General features: G+C 61.6%; 15 protein-coding genes. 5 read left to right on the plus strand and 10 right to left on the minus strand.

Annotated features, from left to right (window positions below; translation table 11 throughout):
- Positions 1–22 precede the first annotated feature (22 nt).
- Entirely contained in the window at positions 23–406 is a 384-nt protein-coding gene (locus AEAC466_RS35860; protein WP_023458710.1) for an RHS repeat-associated core domain-containing protein, read from the minus strand.
- 144 nt (positions 407–550) lie between these two features.
- Between AEAC466_RS35860 and AEAC466_RS35865 the strand changes: the two genes are divergently transcribed.
- Positions 551–730, plus strand: coding sequence for a hypothetical protein (locus AEAC466_RS35865; RefSeq protein ID WP_023458711.1), 180 nt, complete (start codon positions 551–553; stop codon positions 728–730).
- A gap of 8 nt (positions 731–738) precedes the next feature.
- On the opposite strand, the gene AEAC466_RS35870 is transcribed toward AEAC466_RS35865, so the two are convergent.
- From AEAC466_RS35870 to AEAC466_RS35900, 7 genes are all read right to left on the minus strand, one after another.
- On the minus strand, positions 739–918 hold the full coding sequence (locus tag AEAC466_RS35870) for a hypothetical protein (protein WP_155913684.1): 180 nt from the start codon (positions 916–918) through the stop codon (positions 739–741).
- 21 nt (positions 919–939) lie between these two features.
- Positions 940–1,752 carry a SagB/ThcOx family dehydrogenase gene (locus AEAC466_RS35875; RefSeq protein WP_023458713.1) on the minus strand — a complete coding sequence of 271 codons (813 nt, stop codon included), beginning with the start codon at positions 1,750–1,752 and terminating at the stop codon, positions 940–942.
- A 17-nt stretch (positions 1,753–1,769) separates the two neighbouring features.
- On the minus strand, positions 1,770–3,068 hold the full coding sequence (locus AEAC466_RS35880; RefSeq protein ID WP_023458714.1) for a YcaO-like family protein: 1,299 nt from the start codon (positions 3,066–3,068) through the stop codon (positions 1,770–1,772).
- A complete protein-coding gene (locus AEAC466_RS35885; protein ID WP_023458715.1) occupies positions 3,059–3,931 on the minus strand; it encodes a TOMM precursor leader peptide-binding protein in 873 nt (290 codons plus the stop codon). Before AEAC466_RS35885 ends, AEAC466_RS35880 begins: the two co-directional genes overlap by 10 nt.
- 326 nt (positions 3,932–4,257) lie before the next feature.
- The gene (locus AEAC466_RS44760) at positions 4,258–4,590 is read right to left on the minus strand and encodes a transcriptional regulator (protein ID WP_023458717.1); all 333 of its coding nucleotides are present in this window, start codon (positions 4,588–4,590) and stop codon (positions 4,258–4,260) included.
- Positions 4,587–5,219 carry a hypothetical protein gene (locus AEAC466_RS44765; protein ID WP_023458718.1) on the minus strand — a complete coding sequence of 211 codons (633 nt, stop codon included), beginning with the start codon at positions 5,217–5,219 and terminating at the stop codon, positions 4,587–4,589. The genes AEAC466_RS44760 and AEAC466_RS44765 overlap by 4 nt, the downstream gene beginning before the upstream one ends.
- Before the next feature lie 223 nt (positions 5,220–5,442).
- The gene (locus AEAC466_RS35900; RefSeq protein WP_023458719.1) at positions 5,443–5,685 is read right to left on the minus strand and encodes a PilZ domain-containing protein; all 243 of its coding nucleotides are present in this window, start codon (positions 5,683–5,685) and stop codon (positions 5,443–5,445) included.
- 200 nt (positions 5,686–5,885) lie between these two features.
- Between AEAC466_RS35900 and AEAC466_RS35905 the strand changes: the two genes are divergently transcribed.
- The gene (locus AEAC466_RS35905) at positions 5,886–6,641 is read left to right on the plus strand and encodes an AcvB/VirJ family lysyl-phosphatidylglycerol hydrolase (RefSeq protein WP_023458720.1); all 756 of its coding nucleotides are present in this window, start codon (positions 5,886–5,888) and stop codon (positions 6,639–6,641) included.
- A 17-nt stretch (positions 6,642–6,658) separates the two neighbouring features.
- Here AEAC466_RS35905 and mprF read toward each other — a convergent pair whose 3' ends face one another.
- Positions 6,659–9,244, minus strand: coding sequence for a bifunctional lysylphosphatidylglycerol flippase/synthetase MprF (gene mprF, locus AEAC466_RS35910; protein ID WP_023458721.1), 2,586 nt, complete (start codon positions 9,242–9,244; stop codon positions 6,659–6,661).
- Between the two features lie 130 nt (positions 9,245–9,374).
- The gene (locus AEAC466_RS35915; protein WP_023458722.1) at positions 9,375–9,962 is read right to left on the minus strand and encodes a DUF1003 domain-containing protein; all 588 of its coding nucleotides are present in this window, start codon (positions 9,960–9,962) and stop codon (positions 9,375–9,377) included.
- Between the two features lie 506 nt (positions 9,963–10,468).
- Here AEAC466_RS35915 and AEAC466_RS35920 point away from each other — a divergent pair.
- From AEAC466_RS35920 to AEAC466_RS35930, 3 genes are all read left to right on the plus strand, one after another.
- The gene (locus AEAC466_RS35920; protein WP_023458723.1) at positions 10,469–12,808 is read left to right on the plus strand and encodes a glycoside hydrolase family 95 protein; all 2,340 of its coding nucleotides are present in this window, start codon (positions 10,469–10,471) and stop codon (positions 12,806–12,808) included.
- 151 nt (positions 12,809–12,959) lie between these two features.
- The gene (locus AEAC466_RS35925; protein ID WP_023458724.1) at positions 12,960–15,656 is read left to right on the plus strand and encodes a TonB-dependent receptor; all 2,697 of its coding nucleotides are present in this window, start codon (positions 12,960–12,962) and stop codon (positions 15,654–15,656) included.
- A gap of 201 nt (positions 15,657–15,857) precedes the next feature.
- Positions 15,858–17,165 (plus strand): alpha/beta hydrolase family protein, encoded by a 1,308-nt coding sequence (locus AEAC466_RS35930; protein WP_023458725.1) that lies wholly within the window; start codon positions 15,858–15,860, stop codon positions 17,163–17,165.

The raw sequence follows: 17,165 nt of genomic DNA on the forward strand, positions 1-17,165 counted from the left end.
AGTACTATCCAAAGGCGCCTTTTTAAATCTTAGCCGAGTATTCGTCACCATTTGACCTGGATTGGCTTCCATACTGAGTATCTGCTTGTACAGCCGATTCGTCTTTAGTATCGCACCCGCCCCACCAATGGCAATCAAGGCCTGTAGGATCGGTGTGGTTTATTGGATCACCGTGCACATAGGCGTAGAGATCGAGATCGTCTTTCGAGCCAACTGGGTCGGTTTGTAAGAACCGTCCGGCGATAGGATCGTAGACGCGGGCCTTGTAGTCGTAGAGCTTGGCCTCCGGGATCATGATCTGGCCTGTATAGCGGAAGCGCTCACCCGACCAGCTATCGACATTGTTGGCATCCTTGGGCTCGCCATAGGGGCCGTACTTGTAGAAATTGGTGAGGTTAGCGCTCATATCGGGCGTGGCGATCGTTTTCCCTAAACCGCTTACGACTTAAGTCGGACTTACGGGATCTTTGCCGAAGCGCTGTCGTTCCGGCATTCCGATCTTGCGCGACCTCAGCCTAACTCGATGCCTATGCAATAGTTGAGAGTCCCGATGGCGTCCGCGAAATCCCCCTCCCAGAACCCGTTCGATACCAATATTGACGGCCTGCCCACCCTGGTGGAGCAGATGCTGTTGCACGCCGACACATCCGATCGACTGGAACCCGCTATCGATCTGGCGCTGTTTCTGGCCCGCAGCCGCGCCGGGAAGCATGGCGTGTCAAGGGTCTGACAGGGCGCTCAGGCTGCCCCCTTATTTCCCGCTTCCGTCATATGACGCGCCACATACAGCCGCAGGCATTCGTCGCGCGCATTCAACACGATTTCCGCCAGCGCGAAGCGCTTGTCGTCTTCCGCCAGTTTGATGGTGTGATCCAGCATTTCGATGATCGTGCGATCAGCCTTTTCTTCCGTCTTCACTCTGTTCTCCATTGACATCATTCAATTGGTATCTGTGTTGCCGCCCAAAAGGATGACGGCCATGACGGGTTCGCCCAGCGGGTCCACGCCCAGCAAATCCTCGAGCTCCGCATCGAAGTAGGAGCCGTAACCGAGCGCAGGCAGTCCGAGGGCAGCCGCCGCCAGCAGCAGGTTCTGGCTAAGGTGTCCGGCTTCCAGAGCGGCGAAGCGGTAGCCGCGCCCGCCATACTTGCCTGTGGTGCGCGCCAGTTCCGCCGTGATGACCAGGGCGCACGGGTCCGATAGTCCCGAAGGCGCCGCTTCGACCGAGGCAAAGGGGCGCACGGGCTGGCCATAGTCGACCAGGCAATGGCGGCGCGCGTCGTAGCGGTAGGGCGGCGCATCCGGCCGGATGACATACAGTTCGCATGGATAAAGCGCACCGGCGGATGGGTAGGGGCGGTGGTGAAACACCGCATCCGGGGCCGCGGCGGGCGTGACGACGCGGTTGGCGCGGACCGCCATGTGCAGGATCGCCGACACTTGCGCCAGTTCCACTCCGCCGGCCAAGGCGTCACGCCGGGCCGAGCGCCGGTTCTGCAATGCGGCGGCCAGGCTCATGTCGGGCAGGACCGCCTCCGGCAAGGCGATAAGGATATCTGCAGCGGTCGGGCTGCGCAGCGTGGTGGCGGCCCTCAGGCAGGCCGGGTCGTGCAGGAAACGGGCGATCTGGCGCGCCCGCCTCGGCATGGTGGCGCGATGAAAGCGCGTCAGCTCATGCGCGGTTTCCAGCGCTTCGCAGACCTCGGCGTCGGGATCGAAAGAGGGATGATGAAAGGAAATGGCGCTCGACATGGTGTTGGGCGGGGCGGTTACGGAAACGGATGTGGATCGGGGTTGGTGTCGTGGCCGATGACGCCCCACTGCGTGCGCCATTCGTTGAGGCGGCGCGCATCGGGCGCCAGGGTGCATGCCGGGCCGAACACAAGCGGTTGCAGACCGGGGGCGAGGACCCGCACCACATGCAGGTTGAGGTTGGCGATATCGACCGTGGTCAAATCGACGGCAGCGGGGCTGAAGCCTGCCTGTCCCATGGCGGCGGCGATGTCACCCGATGTGACATGGCCTCGTTCGGCGCTCAGCAGGTGAACCAGCGATACGGTTTCCTCGGAAGAGAAGAGGCGGTTGACGATCTGAAACCGGTCGGGCTCCAGGTAATAGAGCAGGTGATCGGTCGTCGATGTGATGTCGGCGGCGCTGTTGAGCTTGCGTTTGCCGGCGTTCCGGTTGCCCGAGGTCCAGCTATGCAGGCCTTCGGTAACGGCTTTTTCGACGGCGCGCAGAATGAAGGGCGAAGCGGCTGCGGCGACGACACCGCGACCGTCGGCGTTCTGCACCACGCTTGCGACGACGTGCACCCCAAAGGCTTGCGCCAGATAGTAGAGACGGACATTGAGCCGCCTGTTGCGCAACGCCACCTGGACCGGCATATCCAGCCGCTCGATCGCGCCGGTGACCAGCAGTCGCGGCGCCTGACGGGATAACAGCCAGTTCGATGCGAATACGTCGCGTTCGATCACTTCGCACAGGGCACTCAGAGACGCGCCTTCGAAGCTGCTGCCGCAGGCCAGGCCGGTGGAGTCATTCTGGCCGATGCTTTCCTCTTCGTCCCGGCGGGCATAGCCTAGAAAGGTGAGGGCCGCCGGCACCAGCACGGGCCGGGATGACACCATGTCGCGTCCCTTGACCCAACCACGCCGTACCCCCGGATTGAAGAGGCGGACTTCGGCGCGCCCGACATGGATCAGACGGCGCAGGTTGATCGCAGTGTTCCCCAATTCATTGGCGGTGGCGAACTGGATCTTATCATCCCAGTAGATCGAGGCGGCATAGCGTTCCAGCGCTTCGCCTATGGCTGCCCAGCAGGCGCTTTCGCGCGAAAACGCTGCCCCGGTGCCACGTTCCGTGGTCTTAAGTGTCGTCGGTGCATTGCCGCGATAATAGGTGGGCGGCGAGACCAGGGCATGCATGAGAACGAGCCCGCTCCCTTCGCCGGGCGCCAGCGGCTCCTCGACCAAACTGTTGATCAGCCCCTGGCGCGGATTGAGCGATTGGTCGATCACACCCAACAATTCGCGCGAGAACCCGCGTATGGCGTGCCTCAGGCCCATGCGGCGATCCCGCAACTGGGGCAACGGGGGAGGCGGGATACCCGGCTGCCGGATAGGTCGGCGGTCAGGATGTCGAACCGCCAGGCCATGCCGACATCGGTATCGATATGTGCGCCAAGCGCCCAGCGCAGGATTTCGGCGCTGGCCATGACCGCCGCCAGATCGGCAAGACTGAGGCTGGCCGACAGCCGACGGCCCGCTGTGGTCAGTATGGGGGTGGTGGAGCGAGTGGCCGCCTGTTCGCGATGGTAGCGGCATTCCAGGCAGCCTGTCGCGCCGGGCAAGGACATAGGCCCCCAGTTGACGCAGGCGCGGTCAAGCCAGACGGGCAGAAACGGACGCTTTGCGGCACTCGCGGCGGCGTTGGCGCTGCGCAGGCAGTCGAGGTCGGCGGTATCGGAAACGGCGACATGGCATCCGGCGCCGTCCGCCCTGTCCGCCACGGGGAAGCCATTCAGCGCCAGCTTTTCCCGCAGTCGTGTCGCCAGCACGCCCGCACCGTCAATATAGATGGCGGGCAGGATCGTCTCGACCGCGCCACCGTAATGACGCAGCCAGTCGGCTAGCACGTCTGTATGCGGTGTAACGTCCCGCTGTGATGGCGCCGGCTCCCGGGTCAGAACCCGCCGGTCGGTCAAAACACGGACCAGTTCGGTGACCGCCGTCTTTTCCGCGTCGCTGTGGCTGGCGTCGGCGAGGGCGTCGTCCGTCACACCCTGGCGACATTGGTCAGTGACGCGCCGGACCAAGCCAAAGGGATCGGACAGGGGGAGATCGCCATGCGGCGTCAGGAAGCGGACAATGCCGTTGTCCTGAACGACAACATCGACAGCCGGGTCAATATGAATCGTGCCTTCTGACATGACGTTTCCTTCCTAAGGTAAGGACGCCTCCGATTTGACAGCGTCGGCGCCCCAATTCTCTTACCTGTTTCGCAAACCGATCTAGATGAAGCAGCAGCAGCACATTTCGGGACCGGACAGCAGCAGGTCCGGAAGGTCGGTCGGTTCGGAAAGGATTTCGAAGAAGGCCATGTCGTGTCTCCTCAGGGAAAGCCGCCATAGGTGCGGCATACGAATGCTACAGACTCTGAGTCACTTTTCAAGCGTAATAACTTACAACATGTAAGTTATGCTGTGTTATTGTACCGTAATATTGAAAATATAATTGATTTATATGGGTAAAAAAATCAGGCGCTGCGCTTTGAGGCGCCAGGCTTTGGTGGGATAATGCCGATTATAGATTGTAACTGCGTGATATACACGTCCAGTTCTTTCTGGCCTTTGGGGGAAATACTGATCGTTGTCTTGCTGCGGCCCATCTCATGGCTCTTGGACAGTTTGACCAAATCGAACTCATGCAGCTTCTTGACCGCCAGAGACAAAGCCCCATCGGATATGTTGAGCTGGTCGCGCAGGGTGACGAAGTCCATCGCCGCGACGTTCGACAGGGTGGCCAGGACCTTCAGACGCGTCCGTCCATGAACCACTTCGTTCAGGCTGTGCGGGTCTTCAATGCTCATATGCGGGTCCGTCGTGACGAGAGAAACAAGTATATACCCGGTGCGGTCAATAATACCAGACACGCCACCGAAAATAGCATCGGCCTCCAGAACTCGGTTATCGCGAACAACATGACGCCGGCGCATATCGCCCACCCGGCGGCGATCCAGAGCAGCCATCGCGTGCGGCTGCCCATGGCGGTCACGGCGGTCGCGATCATGAACAGGGTGCATTGCAGGCCCGAAATCAGCGGCAGATCGGTGACGCCGCGCGCGTAGCACCCAATGACCAGCAACGGAATCGCCACGGCCACTGCCAGCCATGCGGTCACTATGGCCTGGCCTTCCAGCTTGAATGTCTTTGAGGTGCCCATCAGCATGACCAGCAGCACGGTGCCGCCATATCCCGCCACGGCATTGAATGGCGCCACCAGCACCGAGGGCAGGTAGCCCATCTGTTCAAAGAAGTTCCACAGCCCGGCCAGGCTGTTGCAGATACCCCACCACGCCAACAGCGGCGCACCGGCCATGACCACGGCTTCATTGCGCTGAATGATGCTGCGCAGTTCCTCGAGCTCGTCGCTCATGAACAGCAGTTCGTCTTCCGTCGGCATGGGAAGAAGGCCGCTTAGCGGATCATTGGACGGCATGGGGAGGGCTCCGGTCTTGGTTGCCCGATAGTTATGCATATTCCGGATTATTTGACCACACGGGTGTGACAGCGCAAACGGTGACGCAAAAGGCGCTGGCGACCAAACGGGCTGCACCGGCAGACATCATGTCCGGTGCGGACATGTGGCAATCATTGGGATAGATGCGGCCAGCGCCGCGGGGCCGCAATGCGATGCCCGTTGGCCAGATTTACTTACCAGATTACTTAAAGGCGACGCCGATCTGATCTATGGCCCGCCTGACGATGTGGCAGTCAAAGTGCTGGCCGTCGTCGAAATGCAGTTCGATGTCGTCGGGCACGCCCATGGGGCTGCTAAGCTTAATCAGCGCGCCCTTTTCCGATAGGTTGCGGACCAGACAGGTAATCGTCGAATGTCCGCCATTGAAAACGATGCGCGCGCCTTTAAGTGTACGCTGACGTGGTTGCGAACGTTTTTCTTCCATTGCAAAAGACTCCCCCGTCGGAAAGCCCTCCAGATACGCGAATACTATGTCCAGTTTACGTCGGTATGGTTTCCGGCAAGTTATCGACGGGCTGTATTTGCAAATTTATTTCATCCTGTTACGGAGACACTTGCCCGGGACGCGAATTGTGACATGTTGGAATTGCGGCGCCCTGAACGCGGCAGTCGAGGAGGATTATCATGACGCTTGCCCGGTTTTCATCGCGGATCGGTTTGAAGCCGCTGGTCATGGGCGCGTGCCTGGCCCTCGCGCCGGTGGTGGCCATTGTTCCCGTTCAATCGGCCCTGGCCGAGTCCCAGGCGGTCATTCCTGTAAGCGCCAATCGTGCATCGGACACCTTGATCCTGATCTGGAGCGGTGACGGTGGGTGGCACAGCGATCTGGATGTCCAGTTGGGCAAGCAGTTCGCCGCGATGGGCTATGACGTCATCGGTTTCGACACCAATGTCTGGTTCAGCACCCAGCGCACCGACGTCGAAGTGGCGCGGCAGTTGTCGGCCATGATCGACCAGCACACCCAGGCCAATGGCGTGAAGAAGGTGGTGCTGCTTGGCTGGTCTTATGGCGCCGATGTCCTGCCGATTGCCTATGACCGGCTGGGCCTCGCCGATCAGAAAACGGTGGCGGGAGTGATCCTGCTGGCCGTGTCCAAGGAAATCCAGCTTCAGGTGACCTTAGCCGAAAGGGCCGGACTCGATCCCGGCAATATCCCGGTCGAACCCGAACTGGCGCGCATTCCGCGCAACAAGCTTGTTTGTGTCTACAGCAGCGAGGAAAAGGGTGACACAAGCTGCCTGACTCCCGCCGCCGCAGGCTCCGTGGTGATGGAACTGCCGGGCAATCACGCCTTCAATCACGATGCTGCCACGGTGGCGCGGCGTTTGCTGCCCTTTATCGAGCAGGTCACGCAAAAAGCCCCGCCGCCCAAGGCCTGAAACACAGGTCCCGTATATCAGGCCATCTTCAGCAATCCGCGCACGCCGCCGCTCGACAACAGGGCGGCGTCGGCCAGGGCAGGGACCAGCAGCCATCCCGTCGGTGCGGCGATGTAGCTGCCTTCCCAGCGCGGGCTGAACTTTTCCTTGAACGCGCGCAGGCCCTGAAAGCCGTAGAGGTCTTCTCCGCGATTGAAGATGAAGGTGCCGAGCTGGTTGATGCTGCGCGACAAATAGTGGTTTTCCAGCCCGGCTAGGGGCGCCATGCCAAGGTCAAAGTCGGCGTAGCCGTTTTCCTGTCCCCACAGCATGAGATTGATGAACAGGAAGTCCATGGCGTTTTTCGGCGCGTGGGCGTCGTACCGCATCAGGTCGATGGACAGGATGCGATGGTCGGGCGTGCTCCACAGGTTGGAGAAGGCGACGATATGGCCGTCGCGCTTGAGGACCGCCGTCGGAAACCGGGCGAGATAGGCTTCGTCGAAACGGCCAAGGCTGAAGCCTTTTTCGCTACCGTGGTGAAAGCTGAGCCATGACTCCGACACCGCGCGCAATTCCGCGCTTACGGTTGCGAAGGCGTCTGCCGGAATGATCTCGAACACCAGCCCGTCACGGTTGCCGCGGTTGAAGGCGTGGCGCAGCGATGCGCGGCTGGCTCCGTTGAGGTTGAAATCGCGCAGATCGACCAGTGCGTTTTCGCCGATCTTGGACGCCACCAGCCCGCAATCGACAAAATCGGGGATGGTTTCGCGCCGGACGGCATAGAACACGGGCTTGGCGCCATGGCGGTCGCACAGTTCCCGGAACGCCCAGATCATGGCCTTGAATTCGCTGCGCTTTCCGACCGGCTCGCCCATGGTGACCCAGGTGGCGCCGCGCGACATATATTGAATGAAGCTGTCACCGCTTTCGCTGAACAGCAGCGATTTGTCGCCGAGAAAAGCCAGATTGCCGTCCGTCGATGCGCCTTCGGCCTTTTGCCAGACCCTGTCGGCGTGCGCAAGGTCGGCCTCCGTCGGCCGCGCCGTCGGTTCGGGTTCCGGATTGGTCAGCCGCCAGACCAGGACGATGAGGGCGAGCACGGTGATGCCGACCAGGGCACGCAGAAAGCGAGGCGCGGTCTGGTCGGTGAGGAAGGTCCACCACAGTTCCTGATTATAGGCGACATGCTTGTGCGCGAAGAAACCAAGCCACACCGCCGCCGCCACGGCGCTGAATATGGCCAATATGGTGGCGGGCGACAAAGGGCCGGCCCGCAGCTTGGTCTGGCGATAAAAGGCATCGCGGCTGAGATACATCAAGGCCGCCACGCCCAGCAATATCACGGCTTCTTCGTAGTTCAGGCCCTTGGCCAGGGTGGTGAGCGCGGCAATGACCAGGACAAGAAGCGTCGCGAAATAGGCGCGTTTCATTCGGCTGTGGACGCCGACGCCGAGGAAGAGCAGGGCGACGCCGGTCAGGCTGGCGATGAAGTGCGATATCTCGACCAGGCCCGCCGGCACGAAGACGGACAGAAGCTTTAGCCGCTCCGCCGCGTCGGGCGTGACGACGGACGCCAGCATGATAAGGCCCGAGACAAAGGTCAGCACGCCGAATACGGTCGGGGCCATGGACAGCCAGGCCTCGCTGCCGACGCGGGCGGTATCGCTGATCGCCTTGCGGTGCGGACGCAGTAGCTTTATCGACTCCACGATGGCGACGGCGGCTATGGGCAGAAGCACATAGGTCAGGCGGTAGAGCAGCAGGGCGCTGACGACCTCGGCGCTGCCCATGCGGCGGCTTAATACCGCCAATATCACCGCATCGAACGGACCGACCCCGCCGGGCAGGCCGCTGACCGCACCCAGCAGGCCCGCCAGCGCGAAGACCGGCAGGAGGTGCAACAGACTGCCGCGCGTCTCATCGGGCAGGAAGGCGTAAAGAACGGTTGCGGCGGCGGTCCATTCCCATGTGCTGGCCACGATCTGGCCTACACGAACGGGACGCGACGGCAGGAAGCGGGACAGGGGACCGACGCGCGGCGTCAGGAGGTACAGCGCCAGAACCTGCACGGCGATAAGGGATATGATCACGCCGACAATGTGCGGCAGGTGAATGGCCATGACCTCGTCGGACAGGCTGTTGGCGACATTGAGGCCCAGCAGGCCGAAGCCGCCGAATATGCCGCAAATCGCCGTCACCGCGCTGACCAGCATGATATCGGACGCGCTGAACCCCAGGCCGCTATAAGCGCGATAGCGGGCGCCGCCGGCCAACGCGATTCCCACTCCGCCGGTATTGCCCAGGATGAACGCTGTGATGGAGGTCAGCCACGTCGTTCGCCACGGCGCGGGCTTGCCCAGGCCGGCCATGGACAGGCTGTCGAAGGTGGAGGCCGCCAGCAGCCCCGCGGCCAGGGCGGCTATGGCGAGAGCGAAATCCAATGGCGATGTGCCGGACACGGCGGCTTCGACATCGCGCCAGCGGATGTTGCGGACCTCGCGTGCGATGAAGTAGGCGGCGAGCGCAAACAGCACGCATCCGATCAGGCCGGGGATCCACTTTGGCCAACGGCTGTGATGTTCCGGCACGTCGGCCTGCGTCGTGTCAGCTATTTCCGCCATCTTATCCTCAATAGGGCGTGGTCTTACGCCATGTCCGTCTGCGCGAGAATCATAGGTGCGCCCCAGGATTGTATCAAAGCCAACCGGCTAGGCGACTCGCAAATGCCCATTTTGCCGGGCGCCGTGAATCCTATTCGGCGACCCGGCCTGTCCGTACTGAGGAGGCCTGGGGAATGGTATCGGCGGCTGCGGGCAGGGGAACCGCGGCGAGCCGGGCCATGATCTGGTCCAGGCGGTTCATTATGGCGTCGTCGATCTTTTCATGCAGGCGCATGATTTCAAGCTCCGCCCGCAGATTGACCTCGAAATCGAGTTCGGCGGCGACGCGATCCTTAGCCGACTGGCGGTTTTGGCTCATCATGATGATCGGGGCCTGAATGGCGGCGACCGTGGACAGCATCAGGTTGAGAAAGATGTAAGGATAGGGATCGAATGCCAGGCCCAGGCGCGACAGGACATCGCTGTTCAGAACCATCCATCCGACCAGTATGACCGAAAAGGTGATGATGAAGGTCCACGACCCGCCGATGGCCGCGACCCGGTCGGACAGCCGTTCGCCGAAGGTCGACTGCTGGTCGGCGACCTCGGCGGCGTCGCGCGAGATGGGCATGCCTTCATTGATCCCGGTAAGGACGTTTTGCTCATTGATATCCAGGGCGTCCTTGCGTTTTAGGAAGAAGCGCTCGGCCAGGGCGTCGAGTTGGAAATTTTTAGACATGTTTATCCTTTCAAATGCCGGGCCTTTCAAGACAACAGGCACCTTAAATATGACGTCTTAAATATATGGGCCACTGAACCGGTCCATGACCCGGGACGCTCTTTTTATCAAGTCCCGACCAGACTGGAACAGGTGAAGCAGGGGGGGGCGGTGCGCGGCCGTGACGGCGTTGGCGCGCGAAAAAAGCCCCCGCTTCGAAAAGCGGGGGCGAGGGTAAGGAAGTTCGCTTCGCGAGCACCGGTCAGCACGAGGGAGATGGCTGACAATTACGCAAAAGCTATCAGACTAATATCAGCGTAATGTCAAAACTGCAATCCGGAAAACCGCTGTTTCTGACCTGTCGACGCGGGTGCCCGTGTTTGCGGCAAAGGCAAGGACGCGCGGTTTAGCCGCAAATACCCAAATTTGTCTGCTTGCTGATGGCCATATCCTGTGCCAATAAACATAATACATCAGATGTTTAAAATGATGGCGCCAACCGCCACGGTGGACACAAGGAAACGCATATGATCATGACGCGTCGCGCCCTGCTGGAAGCGGGTATGGGAAGCCTCCTGGCGGCCGCCGTCGTGCCGGGGCTGAGCCTGGCCGCCACGCCCGACTCGGCAAAGTCTGGCACCTTGCTATGGTACGACAAGCCCGCAACGCGCTGGGTCGAAGCCAATCCCGTCGGCAACGGCCGATTGGGCGCCATGGTGTTTGGCGGCATCAAGCGCGAACGCCTGCAACTCAACGAAGACCGGCTTTGGTCGGGTGGGCCTTACACCAACGTCAATCCGGCCGCCCGCGACGCCTTGCCCATCATTCGCCAGATGATCTTCGACGGCCGTTTTGCCGAGGCGGAAGCCTATGCCGAGGCCCATGTCCAGTCGATCCCCATGCGCGAAATGGCGTACCAGTGCCTGGGCGACCTGTGGCTCGATTTTCACGACATCGACGAAACCTCGGCCAGCGACTACCGGCGGGAGCTGGACATCGGCGCAGCCATCAGCCGCGTCAGTTTCAGTTCCGGTGGTGTGCGCTATGTCCGCGAAATCATTGCCTCGCATCCGGACAATATCCTGGTTATTTCCCTGCGTGCCGAAGGCGGTCCGATTGCCGTCGATGTCGGCTTTTCGTCCGGGCTGCGCAGCGATATCGCCCCCGATGGCGACACGCTCGTCCTGTCCGGCGTCAATAATGCCGATCGCGGGATTGCCGGGCGGCTGACCTTTCAGGCGCGCGCCCAGATCGTCGCCGATGGCGGGACGTTGCGCGCCAATGGTCCGCAACTCGAAGTGCGCGGGGCATCATCGGTGTGCATCCGTGTGGCCATGGCGACCAGCTACCGCAGCCCGACCGATGTCACGGGCGATCCCGCCGCCCTCACCAAAAGCCATCTGGCCGCCGTGCGTAGCAAAGATGTCAACGCCTTGCTGGCCGCCCACATAGCCGACCACCGCGCCCTGTTCGACCGCGTCTCTCTGACCTTGCCCGCCGGCAAGCGCGCCGCCCAGGCGACTGCCAACCGGATCGACCACGTGGCGGACAGTGACGATCCCTCCCTGGCCGCCCTCTATTTCCAATTCGGACGCTACCTGCTGATCGCCTCGTCGCGCGACAGCGAACCGGCCAATCTGCAAGGGCTATGGAACGATAGCAATACCCCGCCCTGGGGCAGCAAGTTCACCATCAACATCAACACCGAAATGAACTACTGGCCGGTCGATGCCGCCAATCTGGGCGAATGTATCGAACCGCTGGTCGCCATGATCGGCGAACTGGCGCAATCGGGGGCGCGGACCGCGCGGGAGATGTACGGCGCGCGCGGCTGGGTGGCGCATCATAACACCGACCTGTGGCGCGCGTCGGGCCCGGTCGATCATATGCAGACGGGGCTTTGGCCGACGGGCGGCGCCTGGCTGTGCACCCATCTGTGGGATCATTACGACTATACGCGCGACGGTGCTTTTCTGGATCGCGTCTATCCGCTAATGCGCGATGCGTCTCTGTTCTTCCTCGATACGCTGGTTCGTGATCCCAATACCGGGTTCATGGTGACCAATCCGTCCCTGTCGCCGGAAAACAACCATGGTCGCGGCAGCACCCTGTGTGCGGGCCCGGCGCTGGACAGCCAGCTTCTGCGTGACCTGTTCGCCCAAACCGCACGCGCCGCCGAAATCCTCAAGCGCGACAAGGCCTTGCGCGGCGAAGTCATGGCGATGCGCGGCCGCCTGCCGCCCGACCGGATCGGCGCCCAGGGCCAGCTTCAGGAATGGCAGGCCGACTGGGACGCCGGCGCTCAGGACATCCATCATCGCCATGTCTCCCATCTCTACAGCCTGTTCCCAAGCCAGCAGATCAATCTCGACGACACGCCGGATCTCGCGCGTGCGGCGCAGGTATCGCTGGAAACGCGCGGTGACGACGCCACCGGCTGGGGGCTCGGCTGGCGGCTGAATCTGTGGGCGCATCTGCGCGATGGCGACCATGCCCACGCGGTTCTCAAAGACCTGCTCGGGCCCGACCGGACCTATCCGAATATGTTCGACGCCCATCCGCCGTTCCAGATTGACGGTAATTTCGGCGGGGTGCGCGGCATTATCGAGATGCTGGTCCAGAGCCGTGGCGACAGCATCCATCTCTTGCCGGCCCTGCCGTCGGCGTGGCCGGAGGGCGAGGTGAGGGGGCTGCGCCTGCGCGGTGGTGCGGACATCGATATCGCCTGGTCCGGCGGGCGATTGAAAACGGCGCGGCTGCGCAGCCGCCTGTCCGGACAGCGGACCGTGACGGCCGGAGGCCGCCAAACCCAGGTCAAACTTATGGCCGGCGGCGCTCTGACGCTCACGGCGGCAGACTTTGTCTGATGCTTTAAAAAGATCATACATAACCCATCATACAAATTATTTGACTAAGGTATCTGACAACTGTACAGGGATGAACTGACGGTGGTTCGGCAAAGAAACCGCCGCGAACAGACACAGGGCCGGTTTACGGCCACGAAAAAGGGATGAACAGATGACGATCAAAAACAGTTTGATGACCTCAGGCGCATGTCTGGCCGCGCTCCTCCTGACGACCGGACCGGCCTTCGCTCAGGAGACCGCCGCGCCGACCGATCAGGGGGCTGGGGCAGAAGATACCGTCGTCGTCGTCACCGGCCTGCGCAAAAGCTTCCAGAGCGCCACCGATATCAAGCGCAAATCGGCCCAGATCGTCGATTCCATCGTCGCCGAAGATATCGGCAAGCTGCCCGACACCAATATCGCCGAAACCCTGCAGCGCATTCCGGGCGTCCAGATCGCCCGCAACACGCGCGGCGAAGGCAATGCCTATGTCGTCCACGGCCTGAAGCAGGTCATGACGACGCTCAATGGCCGCCTGTTGTTCACCAATGCCAACCGCTCCGCCACGCTGCTCGATTTTTCGGCCGACATCCTGTCCGGCGTCGATGTCTATAAGACCGCGACGGCGGACCAGATCGAAGGCGGGCTGGGCGGTCTGATCAATATCCACGCCGCGCGCCCGTTCGATTTCAAGGGCTTGCGCGCTTCCGCCACGGTGGCCGCCAATTACAGCGCCATCCATGACGAAGTGACGCCGCGCCTGTCCGGCATTGTGTCCAACCGCTGGCAGACGGCGCACGGCGAATTTGGCGCCCTGCTCGGGTTCCAGTACGAACAGATCGATTCCGGCGGCTACCAGACCGGCACCAATGCCTATGTCAACCGCAACGATCTCTACGACCTGAACGGCGACGGCCATGTCAACAGCGCCAACGGTGCCGACATCATCCAGATTCCGACCAATGCCAAGGCGCAGTATGAGCGCGGCGAACGCCGCCGCGGCGCGCTCTATTCGTCGATGCAATGGCGCCCCAATGACGACCTGACGCTTTATACCGATCTGTTATGGACCTATTCCGGCGGCCATTCCTCGACCAAGGTGCTGACGGTGAAATATGCCGCCGCCGATGGCGCCGTCGCGGGCCCGATTACGCTCAAGCCCGGCACCAACATCGTCGATACCGCCACCTTCACCAACCCGATTGTCCAGGTTCAGCAAGGCTTTTCAGATAACCCGTACAACAATTACAATGCGGCGTTTGGTGGCAAATATCACCACGATCATCTGACGGTCGGGGCCGAGCTGTCGTTCCAGCGCAGCGCCGGTCCGTTCTACAGTCGCTCCATCGTTCTGCAGGGGCGCGCGCCTAAGGCGACGATCGGTCTGTCGGGCGATCAGCCGGACATCAACCTGACCGGGTTCGACGCCACCAGCACCGCCAATTTCGCCTATGCCAGCTATAGCGACCTGGGCCAGCGCACCAACGGCAAGGAAACCGTCGCCAAGATCGATGTCCGCTACGACTTCGACACAGGCCCGCTGACTGCGGTTCTGGGCGGCCTGTACTATTCCGATCACGACGCCAACAACAATGTCTACAGCGTATCCTTCTCTCCCGCCAATTCCGGCCTTCGCGTGCCGTTGTCGGCGGTGACGGAACTGACGCCGGACGATCTGTTCGACGGCAAGAACAGCTCACTGAACCAGTGGGTCACGGTCAAGCGCGACATCCTGGCCAAAATGCGCGACACCCGCATTCTGGTCGGCGTCTCGCCCAACGACCAGGCCTATCCGCTCAACAATGCCTATAATTACAATGAAAAGATAACCGGCGCCTATCTCGAAGCCATGTTCGCCTTCGACACCCTGCCGGTCCCGATCGACGGCAATATCGGCGTACGTCAGGTGCATACCGATGGCGTCAACCACGTCTATCAGGTCGCCATGGCCACGACGCCGAATGCGGTCAAAGGGAGCGACGGCAAGTATTATACCGCCGTCACGGGCGGCAAGCCGTACGATAACCTTTTGCCCAGCCTCAATGTCCGCGCCCGCTTTACCGACGACCTGTTCCTGCGCCTGGCCTACTCCAAGGCGATCTCGCGTCCGGAATTCGGCAACCTGTCGCCGGCCCTGGTGCTCAACAATACCGGCACCGGCAGCGGCGGCAATCCGGCGCTTGAACCGGTCAAGGCCGACCAGTACGACGCCTCGCTGGAATACTATTTCGGCGGCTCCAACATGCTGGCCCTGTCATTGTTCCAGAAGAATGTGACGGGCTTCATCCAGAAGTTCGCCGTGACCGAGGAAATCAACGGCACGTCCTACCAGATCAGCCGTCCGCGCAATGCCGGCACCGGCGATATCAAGGGCTACGAAGTCAGCTACCAGCAATTCTTCGACTTCCTGCCGGGCTATTGGTCCGGGCTGGGCGTCCAGGCCAACTACACCTATGTCGACAGCGCCCTGTCGGTCCTCGGCCAAAGCTATACGGCGGCCGCCGAGCAGTTGTCGAAGAACAGCTATAACCTGACCGGCATCTATGAAAAGGGCCCGGTGTCGATGCACCTGTCGTACAACTGGCGTGACAAGTACATCCAGACCACGTCGGGCGACAGCTTCAACCGTCCGCTGATGGTGGCGCCTCTGGAATCGCTCGATTTCTCGGCGACCTATAAGCTGAATGAGCGCATGTCGATCAAGTTCGACGCCGTCAACCTGACCAAGGCGTACCAGCATCAGTACTACGGTCCGTCGCCGCTCGCGACCGTGACCAATGCCTCAGGCGACTATAGCGCGCCGCTGTTGCCGACCCTGGCCAACCAACTCGACCACAGCTTCGAAATCGGCTTCCACTACGCCTATTAGAGCGCTTTCCGAAAAGTGTGACGCACTTTTCGGATCAAAAAGCGCGTAAAAACAAAAAATTAGAGCGCCGATCTGATGCAGTCAGATCGGAACACGCTCTAAACGCTTATCCGATGTCATACGGTGCGGGCCCTCTCTCCATCCTGTCGGGGAGGGGGCTCGCATTGGATATGCCATTGCCCGTTAATTGAAAGGACGATCATGGCCATCCGCTGGCACGGCGCGCTTGCCCTATATGTCCTTATTGCCTGCGCCGGTGCCGCCGCCGCCCGAACTGTGCCCCCTAAAGGATTGGACGGCAATTTCGACGAAGCGCTGGCCGGTGGCCATGTCCTGCCCGATCCGCTGGTCATGCGCGATGGCCGCCCGGTCACCTCGGCCAGAATGTGGCGGGTCGAGCGCCGACCGGAATTGGTGGCCCTGTTCGAAGACACGATTTTCGGTGTTGCCCCGCCGCCGCCGAAACAGATGCGCTCCGTCGTCACCGACACCGATACCAAGGCATTGGGGGGGACCGCCACGCGCAAGCAGGTCACGCTCTATCTGAACGGCGACACCCAGGGGCCGCAGATGCATGTGCTCATCTACCTGCCCAATGGCGTGAAGGCCGCCCCCGTGTTTGTTGGCCTCAATTTCCACGGCAATCAGGCCATCAATGACGATCCGGCCATCGATATCACCACGACCTGGTTGACCGACTACCAGTCGCCGGGCATCGTCAAGCACCACGCCACGGCCGCCTCACGCGGACAGGACGCCGCCGAATGGCCGCTGGCGAAAATCCTGGCGGCGGGCTACGGCGTTGCCACTTTCGCGCCGGGCGATCTCTATCCCGATAGCGACAACATGATCGCCGAAAGCGTCCACCCCTTTTATGGCACCCAGTCCTCGGCCCCCAACCACTGGGGCGCCATCGCCACCTGGGCGTGGGGCATGAGCCGGGTCTACGACTATCTCGCCACCGATCATCAGGTCGATGCCCACCGCATCATCGCCATTGGCCATTCGCGTTACGGCAAAGCCGCCCTGTGGGCCGGCGCGCGCGACACGCGGTTCGCCATGGTGGTGGCCAATGATTCCGGCGCGGGCGGCGCCAAGCTGTACCGGCGTAATTTCGGCGAAAGCATCCGGGTCATGAACACCTATTGGTTCGCGCCGCGCTTCAAAACCTTCGCGTCGCGTGAAAACGACCTGCCGGTGGACGCCCATGAACTGATCGCCCTGGTCGCGCCGCGCCCGGTCTATATCGCCACGGCAAGCGAGGACCTGTGGGGCGACACGACCGGGCAATTCCTGGCGGCGCAGGCGGCCGATCCGGTCTACCGCCTGCTGGGCACGCAAGGTTTAGGGGTTTCCACCCTGCCGCCCCCTGACACGCCGGTCCATTCGATCATCGGGTTTCACATCCGCACCGGCCCGCACGCCATCACCGACTACGACTGGAGCCAATATCTGCGTTTTGCCGATACCTACCTTCACGCCAAAATTGTAACCCGAATTGTAAAATGA

Source organism: Asticcacaulis sp. AC466 (genome assembly GCF_000495815.1).
Classification (GTDB): Bacteria; Pseudomonadota; Alphaproteobacteria; order Caulobacterales; family Caulobacteraceae; genus Asticcacaulis.

What these genes read in the sequence shown, in the direction of transcription:
- AEAC466_RS35860 (WP_023458710.1), bottom strand. Translation starts at nt 406, where the DNA reads ATGAGCGCTAACCTCACCAATTTCTACAAGTACGGCCCCTATGGCGAG.
- AEAC466_RS35865 (WP_023458711.1), top strand. Translation starts at nt 551, where the DNA reads ATGGCGTCCGCGAAATCCCCCTCCCAGAACCCGTTCGATACCAATATT.
- AEAC466_RS35875 (WP_023458713.1), bottom strand. Translation starts at nt 1,752, where the DNA reads ATGTCGAGCGCCATTTCCTTTCATCATCCCTCTTTCGATCCCGACGCC.
- AEAC466_RS35880 (WP_023458714.1), bottom strand. Translation starts at nt 3,068, where the DNA reads ATGGGCCTGAGGCACGCCATACGCGGGTTCTCGCGCGAATTGTTGGGT.
- AEAC466_RS35885 (WP_023458715.1), bottom strand. Translation starts at nt 3,931, where the DNA reads ATGTCAGAAGGCACGATTCATATTGACCCGGCTGTCGATGTTGTCGTT.
- AEAC466_RS44760 (WP_023458717.1), bottom strand. Translation starts at nt 4,590, where the DNA reads ATGAGCATTGAAGACCCGCACAGCCTGAACGAAGTGGTTCATGGACGG.
- AEAC466_RS44765 (WP_023458718.1), bottom strand. Translation starts at nt 5,219, where the DNA reads ATGCCGTCCAATGATCCGCTAAGCGGCCTTCTTCCCATGCCGACGGAA.
- AEAC466_RS35900 (WP_023458719.1), bottom strand. Translation starts at nt 5,685, where the DNA reads ATGGAAGAAAAACGTTCGCAACCACGTCAGCGTACACTTAAAGGCGCG.
- AEAC466_RS35905 (WP_023458720.1), top strand. Translation starts at nt 5,886, where the DNA reads ATGACGCTTGCCCGGTTTTCATCGCGGATCGGTTTGAAGCCGCTGGTC.
- mprF (WP_023458721.1), bottom strand. Translation starts at nt 9,244, where the DNA reads ATGGCGGAAATAGCTGACACGACGCAGGCCGACGTGCCGGAACATCAC.
- AEAC466_RS35915 (WP_023458722.1), bottom strand. Translation starts at nt 9,962, where the DNA reads ATGTCTAAAAATTTCCAACTCGACGCCCTGGCCGAGCGCTTCTTCCTA.
- AEAC466_RS35920 (WP_023458723.1), top strand. Translation starts at nt 10,469, where the DNA reads ATGATCATGACGCGTCGCGCCCTGCTGGAAGCGGGTATGGGAAGCCTC.
- AEAC466_RS35925 (WP_023458724.1), top strand. Translation starts at nt 12,960, where the DNA reads ATGACGATCAAAAACAGTTTGATGACCTCAGGCGCATGTCTGGCCGCG.
- AEAC466_RS35930 (WP_023458725.1), top strand. Translation starts at nt 15,858, where the DNA reads ATGGCCATCCGCTGGCACGGCGCGCTTGCCCTATATGTCCTTATTGCC.